General features: G+C 62.8%; 19 protein-coding genes. 12 read left to right on the forward strand and 7 right to left on the reverse strand.

Features of this window, described 5'->3' with window-relative positions; genetic code table 11:
* The first annotated feature begins 45 nt into the window (after positions 1-45).
* From lysS to FR699_RS05820, 3 genes are all read left to right on the forward strand, one after another.
* A complete protein-coding gene (gene lysS, locus FR699_RS05810) occupies positions 46-1,686 on the forward strand; it encodes a lysine--tRNA ligase (protein WP_158854679.1) in 1,641 nt (546 codons plus the stop codon).
* 48 nt (positions 1,687-1,734) lie between these two features.
* Positions 1,735-3,441: a site-2 protease family protein gene (locus tag FR699_RS05815; protein WP_158854681.1), complete on the forward strand. Its 1,707-nt coding sequence runs from the start codon at positions 1,735-1,737 to the stop codon at positions 3,439-3,441.
* 105 nt (positions 3,442-3,546) lie between these two features.
* Complete coding sequence (locus FR699_RS05820) at positions 3,547-5,313, forward strand: site-2 protease family protein (protein ID WP_158854684.1); 1,767 nt, start codon at positions 3,547-3,549, stop codon at positions 5,311-5,313.
* Between the two features lie 302 nt (positions 5,314-5,615).
* On the opposite strand, the gene FR699_RS05825 is transcribed toward FR699_RS05820, so the two are convergent.
* Both FR699_RS05825 and FR699_RS05830 read right to left on the reverse strand, forming a co-directional pair.
* Entirely contained in the window at positions 5,616-5,924 is a 309-nt protein-coding gene (locus FR699_RS05825) for a hypothetical protein (RefSeq protein WP_154551343.1), read from the reverse strand.
* A complete protein-coding gene (locus FR699_RS05830; RefSeq protein WP_154551342.1) occupies positions 5,921-6,274 on the reverse strand; it encodes a helix-turn-helix domain-containing protein in 354 nt (117 codons plus the stop codon). Before FR699_RS05830 ends, FR699_RS05825 begins: the two co-directional genes overlap by 4 nt.
* Positions 6,275-6,402: 128 nt before the next feature.
* Here FR699_RS05830 and FR699_RS05835 point away from each other — a divergent pair, with 128 nt between their 5' ends.
* Both FR699_RS05835 and FR699_RS05840 read left to right on the forward strand, forming a co-directional pair.
* Positions 6,403-8,391 carry a heme-binding protein gene (locus FR699_RS05835; RefSeq protein WP_154551341.1) on the forward strand — a complete coding sequence of 663 codons (1,989 nt, stop codon included), beginning with the start codon at positions 6,403-6,405 and terminating at the stop codon, positions 8,389-8,391.
* Between the two features lie 100 nt (positions 8,392-8,491).
* Positions 8,492-8,842: a hypothetical protein gene (locus FR699_RS05840; RefSeq protein WP_158854686.1), complete on the forward strand. Its 351-nt coding sequence runs from the start codon at positions 8,492-8,494 to the stop codon at positions 8,840-8,842.
* A gap of 11 nt (positions 8,843-8,853) precedes the next feature.
* Here FR699_RS05840 and sufU read toward each other — a convergent pair whose 3' ends face one another.
* Positions 8,854-9,288 carry a Fe-S cluster assembly sulfur transfer protein SufU gene (gene sufU, locus FR699_RS05845; protein WP_154551339.1) on the reverse strand — a complete coding sequence of 145 codons (435 nt, stop codon included), beginning with the start codon at positions 9,286-9,288 and terminating at the stop codon, positions 8,854-8,856.
* Between the two features lie 157 nt (positions 9,289-9,445).
* Between sufU and FR699_RS05850 the strand changes: the two genes are divergently transcribed.
* Positions 9,446-10,702, forward strand: a complete 1,257-nt coding sequence (locus FR699_RS05850; RefSeq protein WP_154551338.1) for a hypothetical protein — start codon at positions 9,446-9,448, stop codon at positions 10,700-10,702.
* 449 nt (positions 10,703-11,151) lie between these two features.
* Entirely contained in the window at positions 11,152-12,465 is a 1,314-nt protein-coding gene (locus FR699_RS05855; protein ID WP_158854688.1) for a PH domain-containing protein, read from the forward strand.
* A gap of 55 nt (positions 12,466-12,520) precedes the next feature.
* Here FR699_RS05855 and FR699_RS05860 read toward each other — a convergent pair whose 3' ends face one another.
* From FR699_RS05860 to FR699_RS05870, 3 genes are all read right to left on the reverse strand, one after another.
* A complete protein-coding gene (locus FR699_RS05860) occupies positions 12,521-13,768 on the reverse strand; it encodes a cysteine desulfurase (RefSeq protein ID WP_158854690.1) in 1,248 nt (415 codons plus the stop codon).
* An 87-nt stretch (positions 13,769-13,855) separates the two neighbouring features.
* Positions 13,856-14,164, reverse strand: coding sequence for a hypothetical protein (locus tag FR699_RS05865; RefSeq protein ID WP_158854691.1), 309 nt, complete (start codon positions 14,162-14,164; stop codon positions 13,856-13,858).
* A gap of 14 nt (positions 14,165-14,178) precedes the next feature.
* The gene (locus tag FR699_RS05870; protein ID WP_154551334.1) at positions 14,179-14,703 is read right to left on the reverse strand and encodes a DoxX family membrane protein; all 525 of its coding nucleotides are present in this window, start codon (positions 14,701-14,703) and stop codon (positions 14,179-14,181) included.
* Between the two features lie 308 nt (positions 14,704-15,011).
* Here FR699_RS05870 and FR699_RS05875 point away from each other — a divergent pair, with 308 nt between their 5' ends.
* Genes FR699_RS05875 through FR699_RS05895 form a run of 5 tightly spaced genes read left to right on the forward strand, consistent with a single transcriptional unit; the run spans position 15,012 to position 20,350 of the window.
* Positions 15,012-15,560 carry an NUDIX hydrolase gene (locus tag FR699_RS05875; RefSeq protein WP_158854693.1) on the forward strand — a complete coding sequence of 183 codons (549 nt, stop codon included), beginning with the start codon at positions 15,012-15,014 and terminating at the stop codon, positions 15,558-15,560.
* A 47-nt stretch (positions 15,561-15,607) separates the two neighbouring features.
* Positions 15,608-17,098: a tRNA guanosine(15) transglycosylase TgtA gene (gene tgtA / locus FR699_RS05880; RefSeq protein ID WP_158854695.1), complete on the forward strand. Its 1,491-nt coding sequence runs from the start codon at positions 15,608-15,610 to the stop codon at positions 17,096-17,098.
* 27 nt (positions 17,099-17,125) lie between these two features.
* Complete coding sequence (gene arcS, locus FR699_RS05885) at positions 17,126-18,874, forward strand: archaeosine synthase subunit alpha (protein WP_158854697.1); 1,749 nt, start codon at positions 17,126-17,128, stop codon at positions 18,872-18,874.
* A gap of 36 nt (positions 18,875-18,910) precedes the next feature.
* A complete protein-coding gene (locus FR699_RS05890; protein ID WP_154551330.1) occupies positions 18,911-19,324 on the forward strand; it encodes a VanZ family protein in 414 nt (137 codons plus the stop codon).
* Between the two features lie 60 nt (positions 19,325-19,384).
* Positions 19,385-20,350 carry a DUF5787 family protein gene (locus FR699_RS05895; protein ID WP_158854699.1) on the forward strand — a complete coding sequence of 322 codons (966 nt, stop codon included), beginning with the start codon at positions 19,385-19,387 and terminating at the stop codon, positions 20,348-20,350.
* A 1-nt stretch (position 20,351) separates the two neighbouring features.
* Here the strand turns inward: FR699_RS05895 and FR699_RS05900 are convergent, their stop codons facing one another.
* A complete protein-coding gene (locus FR699_RS05900; RefSeq protein ID WP_154551328.1) occupies positions 20,352-20,585 on the reverse strand; it encodes a hypothetical protein in 234 nt (77 codons plus the stop codon).
* Between the last annotated feature and the right edge of the window lie 22 nt (positions 20,586-20,607).

The raw sequence follows: 20,607 nt of genomic DNA on the forward strand, positions 1-20,607 counted from the left end.
GGAACGTAAACGCAGAACGCGATTGTCTATCGACGCCACCGAACCATGACTGAGCACGATCCATACACGACAATCGAAGAGAGCGACCGCGCGTTCTGGGGACAGGCCGTCGCAGACGCGATCGAAGCGCGTGAGCCGACAGAACCCATCGTGATCAAGGGCGGAGTCTCACCGTCAGGTGTCCCACACATCGGCCACCTCAACGAGATCGTCCGTGGGTACGTCGTCGCGGAAGTCCTGCGCGATCGTGGGCACGACGTTCGGCAGGTATTCACGAGTGACGACAAGGACCGGCTGCGGAAGCTGCCCCGGCGGCTCGCCGATCTCGACTGGAATGTCGTCGAACTGGGAGACGTTGACGCGGGCGCGCTCGGGCGCAATCTGGGCAAACCCTATACGGCGATTCCAGACCCGTTCGGCTGTTGTGACTCCTACGGGGCACACTTCACGACCCTGCTAGCTCGCAGTGCGGAGCTGCTCGATATCCCGATCGAGGTCGTCTCGAATACCGATCTGTACGCAGACGGGACGTTCGAGGAGCTTACCAAACACGTTCTGGCCAACCAGCAAGCAGCCCGTGACGTGCTGGCCGACTACCAAGACAGCGTCGGGGAGGCTTACGTCCCGTTCCAGGCCGAGTGCCAGTCCTGTGGGATCCTCACGGACGGCATCACCGACGTCGATCCCGACGCCGGGACGGTCTCGTATACGTGCCAGGACGTTACTGTCGGTGACGAGACCATTGCGGGCTGTGGCCACGAAGGGACAGTCGGCATCCAAGACGGGAAACTCCCGTGGCGCTTCGAGTGGCCGGCCCAGTGGAGCGTCCTCAACGTCGACTTCGAGCCGTTCGGCAAGGATCACGCCGAGGGGTCCTGGCCGTCGGGTGTCGACATCGCCCAGAACGTCCTTGACGTCGAGCCGCCGGTCGCAATGGTCTATGAGTGGTTCACGCTGAACGGCGATGCGCTGTCCTCCTCGGCTGGGAACGTCGTCACGGCCGCGGAAGTCCTGGACTTGCTCGAACCGGAAGTGTTCCGGTACTTTTTCTGTAAGGACCCACGCAAACAGCGTGACTTCAATATCGCCAACATCGATCAGCTCGTCGACGAATTCGACCGCCTCGAACGGGTGTACTTCGGCGAGATCGACGCCGACACCGACGAGCGCGAGCGGGCCACACAGGTCTACCCCATCGCCGTTGGGAACCCGCGTGAAGAACGCGTCCGGATTCCCTACACGTTCGCCGCCGTACTGGCCATGACCGACGACCCCGACCTCCGGGAAGAGATCGCCCGGCGCGAGGGCCACATTCCCGATGATGCGCCGGCGTGGGCTGTCGAAGACGCCCTCGCTCGCGTCGAGAAGGCCCGGACGTGGGCGCGTCGGACGGACAACGCCTTCAACTACGATCTCAAACGCGAGGAACTCCCGGCCGTCGAGTTCGACACCGAGACGGCAGCCGCACTGGACGATCTCGCCGAGTTCGTCGCGGCAGGGCAAGACGGCGAGGCGATCCAGAGTCGGATCTACGAACTCGCCGACGAATACGACCTAGACGTCGGCGACTTCTTTTCGGCCGGCTATCGGTTGCTGTTCGACCTCGATGAAGGGCCAAAGCTCGGGCCGTTCCTCGCGGCGTTAGATCAGGAGTTCGTCGTCGGTCGGTTGCGCCGCGAGCGCTGAGCAGCGATCGCAACGCCTTTTTGAGGGGAATTGTTCTTCACTGATACGATGGTCGGGACGCTTACGCTGATACTGGTTGGGATTCTCGCGTATTCGATTGGGGCGATGGCACTCCAGCAGTGGGGATATCTCCCTTCGTCTCTGCGCGTGTCGGGTCCCATCACGACACTGCATACCGAGCGTGGCAAGGCATTCCTCGACTGGCTGGCTCGCCACCGTCGCTTCTTTCGGGCCTGGGCCAACGTTGGCCTCGGATTCGGGCTGCTCGTGCTCGTGGGCATGTTCGGTACTGTCGTCCTCTCTGGGATCCTCGCCCTCCAGCAACCGTCGGCCAACCCGATCAGAGAACCGACCGATGCCCTCGTCATCCCGGGTGTCAACGACTTTCTACCACTGGCAGCCGCCCCCGAGATCATCTTCGGGCTTGCCCTCGGTCTGATCGTCCACGAGGGCGGTCACGGACTGTTGTGCCGAGTCGAAAACATCGATATCGAGTCGATGGGGCTGGCATTGTTCACCATCATTCCGATCGGTGCCTTCGTCGATCCGGACGAACAGGACCGCCAGGACGCCGACCGAGGCGCACAGATGCGGATGTTCGTCGCTGGCGTCACCAACAATTTCGCACTGGCAATCGTCGCGCTATTGCTGTTGTTCGGTCCCGTCGCCGGGTCGATTCAGGCCGTCGACGGTGTCGCGGTGGGTGGCGTCGCCGCGGGGTCGCCGGCTGATCAGACTGGAATCGAGCGCGGAGACGTCATCACGGGCCTCAACGAGACGACGATCACACTCCAGGAAAAAGGAACAGTCCCGCTCGAACGGTCAGTCGTCGTGACGCGGGCGGTCGTCGACGGGCCCTTCGACCTCGCGGCCAACGACACGATCGCCAGTGTCAACGGGACCGCGATCGAGACGCTCCAAGAGTTCCGGAAGGCCGTCGGGAACCGGACAGTAGCGACGCTCCGGACACCCGATGGCACCGAGACGACCGCTCCGGTCGGTGCATACGTGGGCACAGTCCTCGAAGGCGAACCCCTTGCAGGCGCCGGTGTGCCGGCTGGGAAACCAGCAGTAATTACGCGCGTCGATGGCGATCGGACGCGAGACAGAGCGGCCCTCCTCTCGGCGTTGAACGGCACGGCCCCCGGCGACGAGATCAAGGTCGAAGCGTACGTCGAGGGCGATCGGTCGACGTATGCCGTTACGCTCGGCAAACATCCGGACGACGGCAGTGCGTTCCTCGGCGTCGCGAGGCTACAAGCCGGCTTTTCTGGCCTTGAGGTCGGGGACTTTGGCTTTGGTGTCCAGAAGTATCCCACCGAGCGGAACCTCGCAGTTCTGGGTGGAGAAGGGACTGGACTCTCGCTGTCGTTTGCCGAACAGTTCTTCTGGTTTTTGATGGTCCCGTTCATCTCGCTGCTCGATCCTAGTGCCTTTGGCTTTGCCGGCTTCCTGGGGCCGGTGACGAATTTCTATACGCTCTCTGGGCCGCTCGCGTTCCTGGGCGGGGGCGTGTTCACGCTGGCAAACGTCCTCTTTTGGACCGCCTGGATCAACGTCAACGTCGGCATGTTCAATCTGATTCCGCTGTTTCCGCTCGATGGTGGGCACCTGCTGCGAACAGGGACAGAAGCGATCGTCGCCCGGACGCGGTTGAACAAGCGCTGGGCGGTCCGAGCCGTGACGGTCTCGGTGGGGCTGGTGATGTTCGCCAGCCTCATGGCGATGTTGTTCGCGGGGCAAGTGCTCGGGTAAGGTGGTGTTGTCGGGTACTGGTCGCGCATCTCACGGCAGGTGCCGAGTGGACACGGAGACGAGATGACGCAATTCTCTTGGCTGGTGAACCCGTCACACCGGTAGATGGTCGATACGCTCACGCTCGTCCTCGCTGGCGTTCTCGCCTACGTCGCTGGGATGGGTGCCCTTCGACGCCGCGGGTATCTGCCCTCGTATTTGCACGTCTCCGGGCCGATCACGACGATTCATACCGAGCGTGGAAAGGCACTGCTCGATCGCCTGGCGCGCCACCGCCGGTTCTTTCGAGCCTGGGCCAACGTCGGGATCGGCTTTGGCCTGCTGGTCCTCGTCGGCATGTTTCTGACGGTCGTGGTCTCCGGGATTATGAGTCTCCAGCAACCAGGGACGAACCCGATCCAAGAGCCCAAAAACGCGCTGGTGATCCCCGGATTCAACGATTTCCTCCCACTGGCAGCGGCCCCAGAGATCATCTTTGGGTTGGTCCTCGCGCTCGTCGTTCACGAGGGGGGCCACGGACTGTTGTGCCGAGTCGAAAACATCGATATCGAGTCGATGGGGCTGGCACTGTTCACCATCATTCCGATCGGTGCCTTCGTCGAACCCGACGAACAGGACCGCCAGGACGCCGATCGCGGTGCGCAAACGCGGATGTTCGCGGCGGGCGTCACCAACAATTTCGCACTGGCAATCGTCGCGCTATTGCTGTTGTTCGGTCCCGTCGCCGGGTCGATTCAGGCCGTCGGCGGCGTCGCTGTCGGTGGTGCGATTCCCGGTTCGCCGGCCGACACCGCGGGCCTCGGGCAAGGGACCGTCATCACCGACGTCGACGGCACTCCAGTCTCGAACAGGACTGCCCTCACGGAGACACTCGCTGAGACGGACGAACAAACGGTCACCGTGTCCGTCCACGACGGCCAGGCTGTCCAGATCGAACGTTCCGTCTTCGTCACGTCGGCCCTAAAGAGCGGGCCACTCGCCGTCGACAGCGGCGACCGGATCGCAGCCGTCAACGGGACAGCCGTCTCGACGGTCACTGAGATGACAGCCGCACTCGAAAACCGGACGATAGCGACCCTACAGACCGAGAATGGGACCGAGACCACGGGACCGATCGGCGCGTACGTGAGTCGCGTCGCCCCGGGCAAGCCACTTGCACAGGCTGGCGCGCCAGCTGGCGGGTCGCTTGTCATCACACGCTTCGGTGGCGAACGGATCGTCTCCCAGACGGATCTCGCTACCGCCCTCGACCGGACGGTTCCCAACCAGTCGGTCCAGGTGCAAGCGTCCGTCCAGGGCCGCCTCAAGCCATTCACCGTCACGCTCGGGGAGAATCCGCGCGATGACAGTGGCTTTCTCGGCGTCACCGGCATCCAGCCGGGGATCAGCGGCGTTGCTATCGACGACTTCGGTATCCGAGAGTACCCCGCAGAAGCGTATTTGACGATTCTCGGCGGCAATGGCGGAGCAGACACGAATCTCCCCCTCGGCCGCCAGATCCTCTCGATGGTCACGCTGCCCTTTGCCACTGTCGCGAATGCGATCATTCCCTACAACTTCGCCGGCTTTCTGGGGCCAATAACGAACTTCTATACGATCTCCGGACCGCTCGCGTTCCTGGGTGGAGGCGTGTTCACGCTCGCGAATTTGCTCTTTTGGACCGCCTGGGTCAACGTCAACCTGGGTGTGTTCAACTTGATTCCACTGTTCCCACTGGACGGCGGTCACCTGTTGCGGGCAAGTGCGGAAGCGATCACCAGTCGGACGCCGTTTGCAAAGCGCTGGGTGGTCCGGACCGTGACGGTCTCGGTAGGGCTGGTGATGTTTGCCAGCCTCATGCTCATGCTGTTTGGGCCGCTCCTGCTCTCGTGAGTGGGTTTAAACCTTTCCCCGGGCTGCCAGACCGGAAGGTCAGGTTCGTGTACTAAGGGGACCCAGGACCAAGCGTGTATTGCCGGATCCCGGTTGACGCCATCGGCCCTCCAATCCGCCGGTTTACAGAACTTCCGTCGAGACTGCGACGGACTGCCCGTGCCCACTTTTCGATTGGCGTCCCAGGTTGTACCCAGCTTGGCCCGCTTTGTGGTCCACAGCCCCCCAGCTACTCGTCTAGACTGGACGGTGCCGACGCCGGCCGCAGCGGCCAAAGGGTGTGCCCAACCCAGGTGTCCGCCCTACGGACGTCGATACAGCGAGTAGGTGATCAACGCCAGGCCGGCAAACTGCGTAATTCGGGCCACGAGCAGGAGTGGCGTCTCGGCAGCAAGGGGCAAGAGCCGCCAGCGGATCAACAGCGTCCCGAACGCTGCAAGCGAATAGGAGACAGCCGTCAACAGTATCAACCCGAGCGAGAGGTAGCGCATCGACGGGCTGTCGTGGCGACGAAAGCCCCGATAGGCCTGATAGCCGATCACCAGGCCGAGAGCGGCCGACGCCAGCGGAATCGAGATCGTCGCCACCTCGACGGGAACGAGATCGATCATAGATCTTGCCACATCCTGGTGAATCGGTCCGCCGGGTCCGGCGCCGTGGGTTGGCGTCGTTGCAGGTCGATCCGGTAGTCGCCGTCTTCGAACGTGACGGTCACCGACTCCAGTTGTGAAATGTAAACGCTATAGTGGTGACCGTCCGGATCGATCCGCGTCTGTTCGTCGAGCAGATCGTGGTCTTGCAGGCGGTCGACGCGCCGGTAAATTGTCGAATCCGAGGCGTCACACCGCTCGCTGAGCCGTTCGGCTGACATGGGTTGGGCACTCGTGGCTGCGAGGATCGCTCGAGCATAATCGTCCTCTAAAAGGGCGAGCAGCTCTCCGTCGTCGCGGTCCTCGCTCACACTGGACTCTGACTGCCGTCGGCGGTTAAAACCCTCCCCTCGGCTGCAACCCTCGCAGTCGATCGGAAGGGGGCGGCTTTGTCGGGAGGGCAAGGTTCCTTACCAAGAGGCTCGAACCACCGAGTACCATGAGCAGACGAAAAGCGCCGCCCACGGCGGAAGGGTGGTACGTGCTACACGACTTCCGAACGATCGCGTGGGACGACTGGCGGGACGCACCCCAGCGAACGCGGGATGCAGCCCTCAAAGAGGGCCAAAAACACCTCGAAGACGCGGTTTCGGTGGCCGATGCCCAAGAAGGCACATCGGCACTCTACGGTGTCTTGGGCCAGGAAGCCGATCTCATGTTCGTCCACCTGCGACCGACGACCGCCGCTCTCGATCACCTAGAGCGGGCCTTCGAACAGACGACACTAGCCAGGTTTACCGAGCGAACAGACTCGTTTGTCTCGGTGACGGAAGCATCAGGGTACTCCGAGCGTGCCCGAGAGTTCTTCGACGGTGATCTCGACGAGAGTTCCGGCCTCGCGAAGTACATGCGCTCACGGATCGAACCCGACATCCCAGACGCCGAGCACGTGAGCTTCTATCCGATGGACAAACGGCGTGAACCGGAGTACAACTGGTACGACCTGCCCTTCGAGGAACGGGCCGAACACATGGACGCCCACGGGGATATCGGTCGCGATTACGCCGGCAAGGTCACCCAGATGATCTCCAGTGCGATCGGCCTGGACGACTGGGAGTGGGGCGTGACGCTGTGGGCCGACGATCTCACCGACGTCAAGGATCTGCTCTACGAGATGCGTTTTGACCCGTCGAGTTCGAAGTACGCCGAGTTTGGCCCCTTCACGATCGGCCGTCGACTGGCCCCGGCGGACCTCGACGCGTATCTCGCTGGAGATGCGATCGCCCCTGAGACGGGTGAGACCGCTGAGGGGCAGGCTGCGCCGGCAACGCCGGCCGATGCCGTCGAGCACGACGGCGATACGTCGGGCCACCCACACGGTAAAGCGACCGACGACGGCCATCCCCACGCCGAGCAGGCCTCAGAGAGTGACGATCCCCACGCCGAACCGGAGGATGACGGTGACAGCGGGCATCCGGGGGGCGGCTCTCGACCGGATGTCTCGGACAGCGAGTATGCGACTGTCGACGACCTCGAACAGCGACTGTTCCAGCTTGGTATTCGTGAGGGAGCGGACTACGAGGGTGGCGAGTATGGCCTCCTGTTTTATTCGAATGTCGACGCCCAGGAGTTGGCTGAGGACGTCGCCGGGTTGCGGGAAAACTTCGATCACTACGACCGACACGTCGCCACAGTCGTACGAGCCTCGAGCGGGCGTTCGGCGGTCGCGTCGCTGTGGACGGCCGAAGACGCCGCCGAGACCGCTGCTGGCTTCCTGGGTGATCTGCCGGGAATCGACGAACGATACGGCGGGGTACTCGACTCTCACGAGGCGTCGTCTGCCCAGGACAGTACCACAGACGACGGGACCGACACCGCCAGTGAGGCTATCAGGCGTGAGCTCGCCGAGCACGACGTCTACGCCGGCCAGCCCCACGGCGAAGACGTCTACGCACTGGTCGTCTATTCGACGGCCGGTATCGAGTCACTAATGAGCGACGTCGCCGAGCTCCGGGAGACGTTCCGGGCCGACGACGCTCACATCGAGACAGCGGTCTACGAGACCGGACCCGGCGAGGTTGCGGCCGTCGACGATACCGAGCCGACAGCGGTCGTGAGCCGCTGGGAAACCGAATCAGCAGCCCAAGCGGCCGGAGACGCCCTCGCTGACCTACCGGAAGTCGTCGGCCGGGCCGGTGAAGGCGAAGGGTTCGGGACGATGGGGATGTTCTACACCGTCAAATCGGAGTACCGCGAGGAATTCCTCGAGACCTTCGAGACTGTCGGTGAAACGCTCGGGACGATGGACGGCCACTACGGCACCGCACTACTGGTCAACCACGAAAACGAGAACGACATGTTCATCGCTTCGAATTGGGCCAGCCGCGAGGACGCGATGGCGTTTTTCCGCTCCGAAGACTTCCGTGATACCGTCGAATGGGGCCGTGAGGTACTCGCTGATCGACCACGGCACGTCTTCCTGGCCTGAAGCCGTTTTCCCCCGCCCGAGAGCTATCTCTCGGAGTGGACGATCGCCTCGCTCGGGATCGAAACACAGCTTCAAGCCTTCGCCGAGCCTATCACAGGCGATGGCAGACCGCAAAACTGACGAGGAGCCACCAGCGAGCGAGGAAAACGTCCCGACCGTGAGCTGCGATCGTTGCGGACGCGAGTGGGACCTCGGCTACGAACTCGAAGCGATGGCCGTTGGCAACCAAGCGATCGAGCAGTTCGCGCTCGATCATCAGCGACACACCGGGCACTTCCCGGATGGACTGGCTGTCTGGCAGGCAGACTGTCGGCACTGTCCCGAATCAGTACAGCGCTTAGAAGAACGTGGCGCCCGTCGGTGGGCAGCAACGCACGCCCGCCACACGAATCACGACGTCACGCTCGTCGGTGACGATGGCCACGAAACGATCGTCCACGCACCAGAATGACGAGACGGGAGTTATTCGGGATCGTCGTCTTCAGTCGTCGTCTCTTCGAGGTCTTTCTCGCCGAAGTAAATTTCGGCGCCGTCCTGGGCGACTTTTTCAGCCAGGACAGCACACTTGACGCGCATCGGCGAGATATCGACGCCGAGCATATCGATGACGTCGTCACGATCCAGCGCCTCTAAGTCCTCGATCGACATGCCTTCGAGTCGCTCCGAGAGCATCGACGCCGACGCCTGGGAGATCGCACAGCCATCTCCCTGGAAGGCGACGGCGTCGATAGTCTCTTCGTCGTCGTCGAGGACGACATCCATCTCGATAGTGTCGCCACACATCGGATTCTCGCCGACGTGGGTGAACGTCGCGTCCTCGATCTCGCCGTAATTGCGTGGGTTCTTGTAGTGATCGAGGATCTGCTGTCGATACATATCGCTGCCGCCGATGCCCATTGGTAGGAAACGATTAGCGATACCGGCGGAAAAACGTTCCGCGGCAAATCCTCTCATGTGAACGGCCCCTCCAGCCTCGCGAAATGAATTTCATCAGTAATATTATGGTCCCCCGTACAGTGTATCCGGTCGTTGGTTGCAACGAGGGGGCACGTAAATGTTCGATAGCATACAGGAGTTGCCGGACACGGCGCTAGGAAACGTTGCCGGGGCTGGCTCGGTGAGCGATCCGATAGACGGATTGCTGAGAGAACACGAGCAGCCACGGACTGTCTTGGTGGGCGAGAGCGTCGAGTACACGACGGGAGAACGGACGACGACGGTAGAGCCCGACGGTGAGTACCACACCTATCTGATTGCAACCGACGAACGCGTGTTGGTCGTACTTGGAGAACAGCCCTCCGAGTGCGAGATCGAGTTCGAGTTACCATCGATATCGCGAGCAGCGGTCAATAGCGGGTTACTGAACACGACGCTCGTCGTCGAGCAGGGAGACCAATCGATACGGGTCTCGCCCACACACGGCGATGCACAAGCGGTCGCAGAGTACATTACGGTGATGGCAGAGGCCTACACCGATGTCGAAGACGCCATCGCGTCGGCCAAGGAGATGACCGAAGAACTCGAAACGAAGGTCCGAGAGGGCGGCAAGATTGGCTATCTTCGCCTCCAAGTCCAGTCAGAACTATCCGACGCACGCCAGTCGGTCACACGGGAGGCAGTACAGACTGACCGACTGCTCGAACGAGTCGAAACCACCGAGACGGAACTCAACCGACGGTACGCCGACGCCTGGATCGACCGCGTTCGCGACACAGTTGGACAAGCCGAGACCGCACTCGACCAAGGCGAGTATGCGGCATTTTGCGAGGCTTACGTCGAGGCGACGGATGGGGTGGCTTCACTGCAGGACGTACTCGCTGATCTCGATTCCCCGTCCGAAGAAGTGACCAGCGAAGCGGCCGAGATGGACCACAAACTCGAGGAATTCGCCGAGAGGTACGTCGAATCGACCCGCGAGGCACACGAGAACGCAACAGAGAGTGACGACCCCGCAGTGACTGCCAATTGCTGGCTCGAAACCTACCGGCGTGTGCGGGCCGCCCGCGACGCCGGCTGGGCGACAGCAGTCGATTCGTGTGCGCTGCCACTCTCGGAGATCGAACCGATCGCCGAGGCGACAGTCGATGCCTTAGAGCATCACGCCGATACGCTCCAGAAAGCCGGTGAGCAGGAACTCGAGACGGATGCCGCCGAAGCTCGGCGCTACTTCGAGCAGGGAGTTACGCGTATGCGCCAGGCCCACGAGATCGTCGACACACAGCCAGTCGGAGACAGTGCAGCGATCGATCAGCGGCTCACGGAACTCAAAGAGAAAGTCGAAGTCACCGAGTGGGAGTGGGGAACGGATTGAGCACTTCCAGTGACTGAACTGTTTGGTCGGTGGCAGCGGCCGCCACCGGGCAGTGTAAGGCCTCTCAGTGGGCCGCCAGGTAGGCCGAATCAGAAGCCACATGGCCGAGATGCGACAGTGAGGTCGTTGGCCGTCGCGTCACTGAGTCGTCGCGTCGTCGGTTCTTGCCCGCTGCTGTGGGTCGTGCCTCTCCAGGGCGGCTGTGTCCCGAGAAACAAAGCGTTGGGCCTGCGATGCCTGCGTGCTGGCGTGAGTACGTCTCGTGAGCGAGACGGCGTTGGAAGTGCATACTGCTGGCGAGACTGGACACACCTAGCGGTGCCACAAAACGTCAGCCGGCGGCGAGGGCCACGCAGCTAGCTGTTTCACACAGCAACCGCCGAAAGGCGCACTATTAATATCCCACGTCTGCACAGCTTGGGGTACGAAGTGATGATTCCCAAGAGACCATGTTCGAGAGAGTAAACGACCTGTCGGGATCGTTGATCGGTGGGAACGACAGTGAAGCCGAGTTGGACGCCGGCCCCTTCGCTGCATTACTCGACAATGGAGAACGTCCCGAGCACGTCCTGGCCAGCGATAGCGTCGAGCACACGACTGAAGGCCGAACGACAACCGTCGAGCCGGAGGGGGACCACGATGCCTACCTCGTCGTGACCGACGAGCGACTGCTGGTCGTCCTGGGCGACCAACCCGAGGTCGTCGAGATCGCCTTCGACTTCGAATCGGTGACGACGTGTAAGCTGAAGAGCGGGTTTCTGAACACCAAACTCGTCGTCGGGCACGAGACGGAATCGATTCACTTCGCCCCGACCGACGGCGATCCCGATCGAGTTACGGACTACATCCAGAACGTCGCCGACGTATACCGATCTGTCGACCGGTCGATTGGGGCAGCCAGAGACGTAATCGACACACTGGAATCGAAGATCGAGGGGGAGACCGGGCAGCAACGCGGTACCGCCACGCAGAACCTCCGACTCCGTGCACGATCGCAACTCTCGGATGCGCGCCATCAGGTCAGCAGCCTCACTGACACGCATCCGCTCGGCGACGAGGGCGACGACGTTCTAGCCGAGAAACTCGAAGAGCGCATCGAGTCGGTCGCCCGAGAGTGCGATCGCCGATACGTTGCCGTCTGGCTAGACCGCGGCGAGACTGACATCGAGCGGGCTGAAGACGCGCTGGCTGGCGAGGAGTTCGAACCGTTCTGTGGGGCGTATACGACAGCTGTCAGAGCGCTTTCGAGGCTCCGAGAGGCGATCGACGACGTCGAGGCAACGCCAGACAACGCCGGCGAGCGGATCGACTCGCTGGCCGATCGCGTCGAGGGGCTGGACGAACAGTACGTCTCGGCGACCACGAAGACGTTCGAAGTCGCCCGGGAAGCTGATCGATCCGACGTCGCTGCGACACGCTGGCTCGAGGCGTATCGCCGGATCAACGCCGCCAGTGAGGCCGGCTGGAACCGGATCGACGGCATCGCGACCCTCGACGTGGCTGTCGACCTCTCGTCGATCGCGGCGTCGACGCTCGAGGCGCTGGAGACCCACGCCGAGCAACTCGAAACGACGGGCGAGCAACGCGAAGACGAAGACGCCGAGGACGCCAGAGAGCAGTACGAGCGAGCGGTCGATCGGCTACGAGACGCCCAGTCCGTCGCCGAGACGGCATCGTCGATCGACGCCGACGACTACGAGAAGCAGATCGACGCGATCAAGGAAAAGATCGACCGGACCAAGTGGGAGTGGGGCGGCGACTAAGGGCTATTTCGGCCTCGCCTCGGATCGGCGAAACGCGGCCACAGGCCGCGTCTGCTCACCCAAACAGTTCGCGGGCGTCGTCCATGGCATCGATCAGTACGTCGATTTCTTCCCGCGTGTTGTAGATGTAAAACGAGGCTCGGGCCGTCGCGGCGACGCCGAGTTTGTCGTGTAGGGGTTGGGTACAGTGATCGCCCGCCCGGATGGCGACCGCGTAGTCGTTGAGGATCGACGAGAGGTCGTGGGCGTGGACCGAACCCAGGTTGAACGAGACTAACCCACCACGCTCTTGGCCCGCAGGCGGACCGAACGTCTCGATATCGTCGAATTCGTCGAGACGTTCGAGGGCATACTGGGCGAGTTCGTTCTCGTGGCGGGCGACCGCCTCCATACCGATCTCGTCCAGATAGTCGACAGCTTCAGCCAGTGCGATCCCCTGGGCGATTTTCGGGGTCCCGGCTTCGAACTTCCAGGGCAACGCGTTCCAGGTGGCATCATCGAAGGTGACCTTCGTGATCATTTCGCCGCCGTAGTTGAACGGCTCCATGTCTTCGAGAATCTGTTTCTTACCGTAGAGGCAACCAATCCCGGTCGGCCCGGCCATTTTGTGGCCGGAAAAGGCATAGAAGTCGGCGTCGATGGCCTCGACGTCGACTGGCCGGTTGGGGGCGGCCTGTGCCCCGTCGACGAAGAGCAACGCGTCCTCGGCGTGAGCGAGGTCGGCGAGGTCCGCGACGGGGTTGATCGTCCCGAGCGTGTTCGAGACGTGCAGGACCGACACCATCTTCGTATCGGAGCCAATCAGCTCTTTGGCGTGGTCCATGTCGAGATGGCCGTCATCGGTCACCCGGATGTACCGGACCGTCGCGCCAGTCTTCTTTGCGATCTGTTGCCAGGTGACCAGCGAGGCGTGGTGTTCCATCTCCGAAAGGACGACCTCGTCGCCGGGGCCGAGTTCGTTCAGCCCCCAGGCGTAGGCCACGAGGTTCTCCGATTCGGTGGTGTTGCCCGTGAAGATCAACTCTTGGCGGCCGCCGCTCGCGCCGACGAATTCGGCGACGCGGTCGTGGGCCTCTTCGTAGGCTACCGATGCCTCCTGGCTGAGGTGATGGAGTCCGCGGTGGACGTTGGCGTTGTAGCGCTCGTAGTACTCGACAATGGCGTCGACGACCGGTTCGGGTGTGTGGGTCGTCGCTGCGTTGTCGAGATAAACCAACGGCGTGCCATCGAACTCCCGTTCCAAGATCGGAAAGTCCTCACGGATAGCCTCGACGTCGAAGTCCCCTGCTTCACGTACCGTCATCAGGCAATACTCGGGGGCCGAGACTCAACTTTCCTTCGGTCGGCCTAGAAACGTGGGCGAGTGCAAAACGGGGAGATGATCGTTCGATCAGTCGAGGTGCTGCTGGGTCGCGAACGCGTAGATCGCGAAGACGCCCAGGATGACGAGGCCGAACGTGAGCAGGTATGCCCGCACGTTCGGCGGGATGACTGGTGCGTTTTGCACGGATTCGACGGCAGCTTCCGATATCGCGTTGACGGTTTCGCCGTCGGCGTTGGTACCGACGACCATCGGGTTCATGTTCCCTGCGATTATTTCGAGCAGGCCAATACCGACGGTCCCGAGCAAGAAGAGTCCGCCGCCGAGGCCCATTGCGATCTGATCTGCCAGCGTCATGTTGTCTGTGTTAGTTGCCATAGTGTGTCACCTCCTTAACCGAGCAAGTATCGAAGCCACGGGTTGTTCTGGACGAACGCCATCTTCTCGACGTAGGCGTCCAGCCCCCAGACGCGACCAGCACCGAGCACGATCATTGCCACGAAGAGCAACAATCCCATCAGATCACTGGTCACGATACTGTGGCCCCAGCCGTTGTTGATCGTCACGAAGAACAGCATCAGGAACACGCCGAAGAACGACGCGAGCCTGACGAGGAGCCCGACCAACACGCCGAGCCCGATGAGCGTCTCCCCGACGGGGATCATGAAGTTCGCGAACTCGAGTCCGATCCCGCTTGCGAACGGACTCACGATCGGTTCCATGATCGTATAGTCGGCCGCGAACTTCAGATACCCTTCCGCGCTGAACCCATCGATGATCTTCGTGATGCCAGCGTGGAAGAACCAGTAACCCACGACGGCGCGTAGGAGGAACGTGAAATACGCCAACCACCGTCCATCTATCTCGTACGATACGTCTGTCCCGAACAGGGTCGTATCCACCTCGGTGTTTGCCATTCGTGTCTACCTCACGTACAGATGTTCACCAGTTCCGTATATTAATGGAGCCCGTGATTTTCACGTTCTGGGAACTATCCCAGGAGCAGTATTTGGACGGAAATATTATTTGGAGTTCCAAAAGCTCGCTTATTTGTACACGTTCGCGGACCTACGGTCGGATCGTTGATCTATCTAGCACTCATATGACGGATCTGAATAATACCAAGCTATAGTATGTTCATTGTCGTTTATTGTGCACTGCCGCAGGTTTGTCATAGAGCCTCGCCATCCCTGCCAGTTTTCCGTGTCCGGATAAATCGCCGTGCATGGAGCGAGCTGACCTCGCCTGGGAAACACTCTCAAGCCAGACCGCCTACACCTGTCCGGGATTCGATGTGGTGACCGACACCGTTGCACTGCCCGACGACACCGAAACGAAGTTCGACTATCTCACGGAAGGCGAGAGCGTCGTGATACTCCCGGTGACGACCGACGAGGAGGTTGTCGTCATCGAGGAGTGGCGCCAGGCCGTCGGTGCTATCAACTACGGGTTGCCCGCCGGGAGCCTCGAACCCGACGACGGGGACCCCGCGGCGGCAGTCCACCGCGAACTCGAAGAGGAGACGGGCTACCAGCCTGGCCAGGTCGAGCATCTCACGACCGTCGAGCCGGCCAACGGCTTTGCCGATGCTGTCTTCCATTACTTCCTGGCCGAGGACTGTGCACCAACCGGGGAACGCGATCTGGATGACAACGAGTCCATACGGGTCGAAACGACGACTATCGAGGCCCTCATCGCGGCCGCCCGCGAGGACGACCTCCGGGACGGGCGGACGATGCTCGGTGTCCTGTACTACGCGCTGTTCGAGCGATAGGCCGGCGAAACGGAATGCTTAGGCCCGCCGACTCCCCACGAGCGGTCATGCGCGAGCACTTCGAACTCCAGGGGTACGACGCCGGTGGGCGGTTAGGAGAGCTAACTGTCCCACGGGCAAATACCACCGTCGAGACGCCCGCCCTGTTGCCGGTGATCAACCCGCACCACGAAACGATCGCACCCAGCCGTCTCGGGGAGTTCGGAGCCGAGATGCTCATCACCAACAGCTACGTCATCTACGGGAGCGAGGAGGTCCGAGAGCCGGCCCTCGAAGATGGCTTGCACGATCTGCTCGAGTTTGACGGCGCGATCATGACCGACTCGGGGTCGTTCCAACTGGCCGAGTACGGGGAGATCGACGTTACGAGCCCGGAGATCCTCCGGTTCCAACAGGAGATCGGCTCCGATATCGGGACGCCCGTCGACCTCCCGACGCCACCGGACGTCAGTCGGGAACAGGCTGAATCGGAACTCGCGACGACGGCCGAGCGGATCGAAGCCGCGACAGAGATGGATCTCGGTGAGATGTTGGTCAACGCGCCAGTCCAGGGATCGACGTATCCCGACCTCCGAGAGCGGGCGGCCCGAGACGCCTACGCCAGCGGCCTGGACGTGTTTCCCATCGGCGCGATCGTCCCCCTGATGAACGAGTATCGATTCGCGGACATGGTTGATGCTGTCGCCGCAGCCAAACGTGGGCTCGGGGCTGACGCGCCAGTCCACCTGTTCGGGGCGGGCCACCCCATGATGTTTGCCCTGGCGGTCGCGCTCGGCTGTGATCTGTTCGACTCGGCAGCCTACGCGCTGTACGCCAGAGACGGGCGGTATCTGACCGTTCGCGGGACCAAACACTTAGACGAACTCGAATACTTCCCGTGTGAGTGTCCGATCTGTTCACGATTCGGTCCCGAGGAGGTCCGGAATCTCCCCGAAGATCAGCGCGTCGAGAAACTGGCCGAACACAATCTCTACGTCTCCTTCGGTGAGATGCGCCGGATCAAGCAGGCCATCCGCCGCGGTGAGTTGCTCGAACTCGTCGAGGCCAGAGCGCGTGCCCACCCGACAATGCTTGACGGGTATCGCGCGTTGCTCGATCACACAGACCAACTAGAGACGACCGATCCGGCCTCGAAAGACGCGCTGTTCTACCTCTCGGCCGAGAGCGCCCGACGCCCGGAGGTGCGGCGACATCACGACCGCCTCGACCGGATTGGGCCCGCCGGTGAGCTCCTGCTGGTCGCCGAGGACGCGACGCGACCGGACGGCGAGTACGACGAGACCTGGACGGTCGTTCCACCCTTTGGCCCTGTTCCACCAGAACTCGACCAGACCTATCCGCTGACGGCCGAGTTGCCCGACCGGACCGATCGGGCAGCCTACCGAGCAGCGGCCCGGGGAATCGATCGGCTCGTGGCCGAGAGTGACGGGTCGATTACGTTCGCTCACGACGGGTGGCCTGCGGCCGCCCTCGCGTCGCTACCGGCGGCGCTAACAGTGATCGATGCGCGTGAGACCACCGACGACAAGGAAAGATAATTCATCGCCCGGACCGTCCGGATGGCCATGACCGAGTACTTCGAAGTGATCGACCGCGACGGGGCCGCCAGGATCGGCACCCTGCGGCTCGCGGACGCGATCACCACGCCGGCCCTCGTCGACGACGTTCTCGAGGAGACAGGCAGTCTCTGGAGTGGCGAGCAGGCCGTTCCCGACGGGGACGAATCGACGCTGTCGGTACTGCCCCACCGCGCGTTCCCCGCTGGGACGCCCACAGAAGTCCAAACAGCCTTCGAGCCGAACTATCCTGACGTCGCGTTCCCGAGTGCCGCTGTCGTCTCGCCCGAGACAGCCGGCGACCACGGGACTGACGCGTACGTCCTCGCTGGCGCGTCCGGGTTTACGGGCCACAGTGCGGCCTTCGTCGAGGCGATCATTGCGACCCGAGAGGCGATCCCCCCGGACGCCGGAGTGTACCTGCCGGGGATCGCGACGCCCGGCAACGTCGCGACGCTCGCCGCCGCCGGCGCGGATCTGTTCGACACCGACCGGGCCGTCGTCCGGGGCACACAGGGGTGGTATCTCACCGCGGACGGCGAGTACCGCCTCGGCAATCTGGACGAACTGCCCTGTGCCTGTTCGGCCTGCCAGCAGGGGATCGAGGCGTTCGATCGCGAGGATTGTGTCGAGCACAACGTCGCCACCCTCGAAGCCGAACTCCGGACGGTCCGCAATCGGATTCGACAGGGCCGACTGCGAGACTACCTCGAAGGCCAGGCCCGTCACGAACAGTGGTTGACGGCCACGATGCGGCGGCTCGACGACGAGTACGACTATCTCGAAACCCGGACGCCGCTGGTCCGGAAAGCCGAGATAACCGCGGCAAGTGACGACACGCTCGGCCGAGTCGAGATCCAGCGTTTTGCCGAGCGGGTTACCGAGCGCTATCAGTGTCGCTTCGACGCGCCGCTGGTGCTCGTCCCGTGTTCGGCGACGAAACCCTACAGCGAGTCCCAGAGTCACGACCAGTTCCACGACGCGATCAACTTCCGGGGCCATCTGGCCTCGATCACGTCGCCCATCGGCGTCGTCCCCCAGGAACTGGAACTCACCTATCCCGCCCAGCACTACGACACCGTCGTGACCGGACGCTGGTCAGAGACAGAGATCGCATTCGTCGCCGACGTACTGGAGGCGTATCTCCGAGACAACGACTATCCGCGCGTGATCGCCCACGTCCCCGAGGACTACCGTGAGATTACCGAACGCGTCGAAGAACGGCTCGGCGAGTCCTTCGAGTACACGGTCGCCGATCACCCGACGACCGAGGAGTCGCTGTCGACTCTCTCGGAAACTCTCGCTGGCGAGTCCAAATACCGCAAGCGCGAGCGCCAGCACAACGTCGTCCGGGCGATTGCGGACTACCAGTTCGGCAAGGGAGCCGGCGACGCGCTGTTCGACGATCTGCAGGTCGAAAGTCGCTATCCGAAGCTTCGAGTCAACGATGCCGATGGCGAACAACTCGCCGCGATGGTCCCCGAGTACGGCGTCCTCTCGTTGACGCTTGCCGGTGCGCGCCGCTGGCTGGAGGCAGACGTTCCGGTCAAGCGCGTCGAGATCGACGACTTCGTGCCCCACGGCAGCGTCCTCGCACCGGGTATCGTCGACGCCGACGAGTCGATCCGCGTCGGGGACGAAGTGGTCTTTGAGGGGCCGTCGGCGCTCGCGGTCGGCCGGGCGAACATGAGCGGTCCGGAGATGGTACAGAGCACACGCGGTATCGCCAGCGACGTCCGCCACGTCACCGAGCGCTGAGAAGGAGTTTAGTCTGGGGCCCCGGAAACGGGAGCTATGGCTCACGTGTCGCGTCGCGTTCCCCGGACGATCCGATGGCTCCTGGCGATCGTCGTCGCGACGGCGATTGTTCTCGGCTCGGTCGTCGATCCGGGGGCTGGCATCGCTCGTTCCGGCCCGCTCGGGCTGACGTGGGCGAGGTGGTCCCATCTCGGCGGCTACGGGTTTCTGACCCTGACCGTCTATTACGCGCTACTTGCAAGCCCCCTCAAAACCGCCGTCTCGGCCGCCACAGTTCCGATCGCAGTGAGTGGGTTCGGGGCAGTCATCGAACTCCTCCAGGCGACGCTGCCGTATCGGACCTTTGCCATCGGGGACATCCTCACGAACGCCGCCGGCGCGGTACTCGTCGCGGTCGTCTGGTCGCTGGGCCGTCGCTGGCTTGGCGATCTTGAATCTCGTCGCTGGTGAGAAGAGGGGGCCGACCGCCCGGGCGAGACGTTTTTGCGCGTCGCTACCGGAGCAATTGGCGTGCGCGAGTACGCGTTCGAACTGGCGCTGTGTGGAGCGATCGAAGACGAGGAGACACTCGTTGCTCGCCAGTTGGGCGCACACGTCCAGGGCCGTCGCATCATCGATGTCGTCGCCATCGAGCCGGGGCCAGCCGTCGATCGTCGGGCCGCGATCACCGATGGGACGATCCCATCCGCCGCGATCGAGGCGCCAGTCGGCCCGGGGACTGCCAGGGCGCTCCGAGATGTCTTTCCAGATCGGCGTCCCGAGCAACGCGGGCGGCTCGTCGAGCGGGCCGTGCAAGCGGGCTTTTTCGAGCGCGAGCGGGTCGGTGGTGACCCGGCAGTCCGGCAAGTGTGTCGCTATCCCGAACGGTGGTTCGACCGACTCCTCGGCATCGAGAACAAGCCGGATCTCGACCGGCCTGGCGATCTCCAGGGCCAACTCCAGACCGACGTCTCGCTGGGTATCTTCGATGCGGTCGTGCTGGCGACGGCCTCCCACGTGACCGGTGCCCACCGAAACCGGATCCCCGAAGAAGTCGGCATCTGGCAGTTCGATCCCGAGTCGGGTGAGCGAGACATCCTCAGGGATCCGACGTCGCTTGCTACCGACCGGACGGGCATCGAAATCCTCGATCGAATGCCGGGACAGACTGACATTCGAACAGTCTCACCAAGTGAGAAGGCACGGGCGCGTCGCCGACTTGCCGAGCGTGCATACGGGAAAGGGTGGCGCACGTTCGACTATCCGGGCTGTACACGGTGTGTCCCCGGTGATGGCCCGACCGAGACAGCCCCATACTGCGAATGGGCCGGTCGGATCGTCGACCCGGCGAGTGAGTGCGGGCCGGATTGTCGGGGATACGAGTCGGGCGAGTGTCCGCCTGTCGATCTGACGGCAAGACGGGCCAACGCCAGTCCGTGGCGGCCCGATCCAGAAGGGCGGACACGACGGCAGGCGGGGCTCGATCGCTACGAGTGAATTACGATTCGGACGTCTGGAGCTGGCGTCGGAGGTACAAGAAAGCGACGTAGACGCCAGTGAAGACGATCGTAAACGCGGCTGTTTCGACGAGTTCGACCGTCCCATCCATCGCCAGCTGGATCGCCAGGTAGACGACCGTCGCGACGACGGCGGCGAGGCCGATCGCGACGAGGGGCCGCTGGGCGGGCAACCCTTCGACCGTCGCCGGATCGAGCTCCGAATCGATGTCCATGCGCTGGCTTCGGTCGCCAGCA

The organism is Halorhabdus sp. CUG00001 (assembly GCF_009797925.1).
Taxonomy (GTDB): domain Archaea; phylum Halobacteriota; class Halobacteria; order Halobacteriales; family Haloarculaceae; genus Halorhabdus.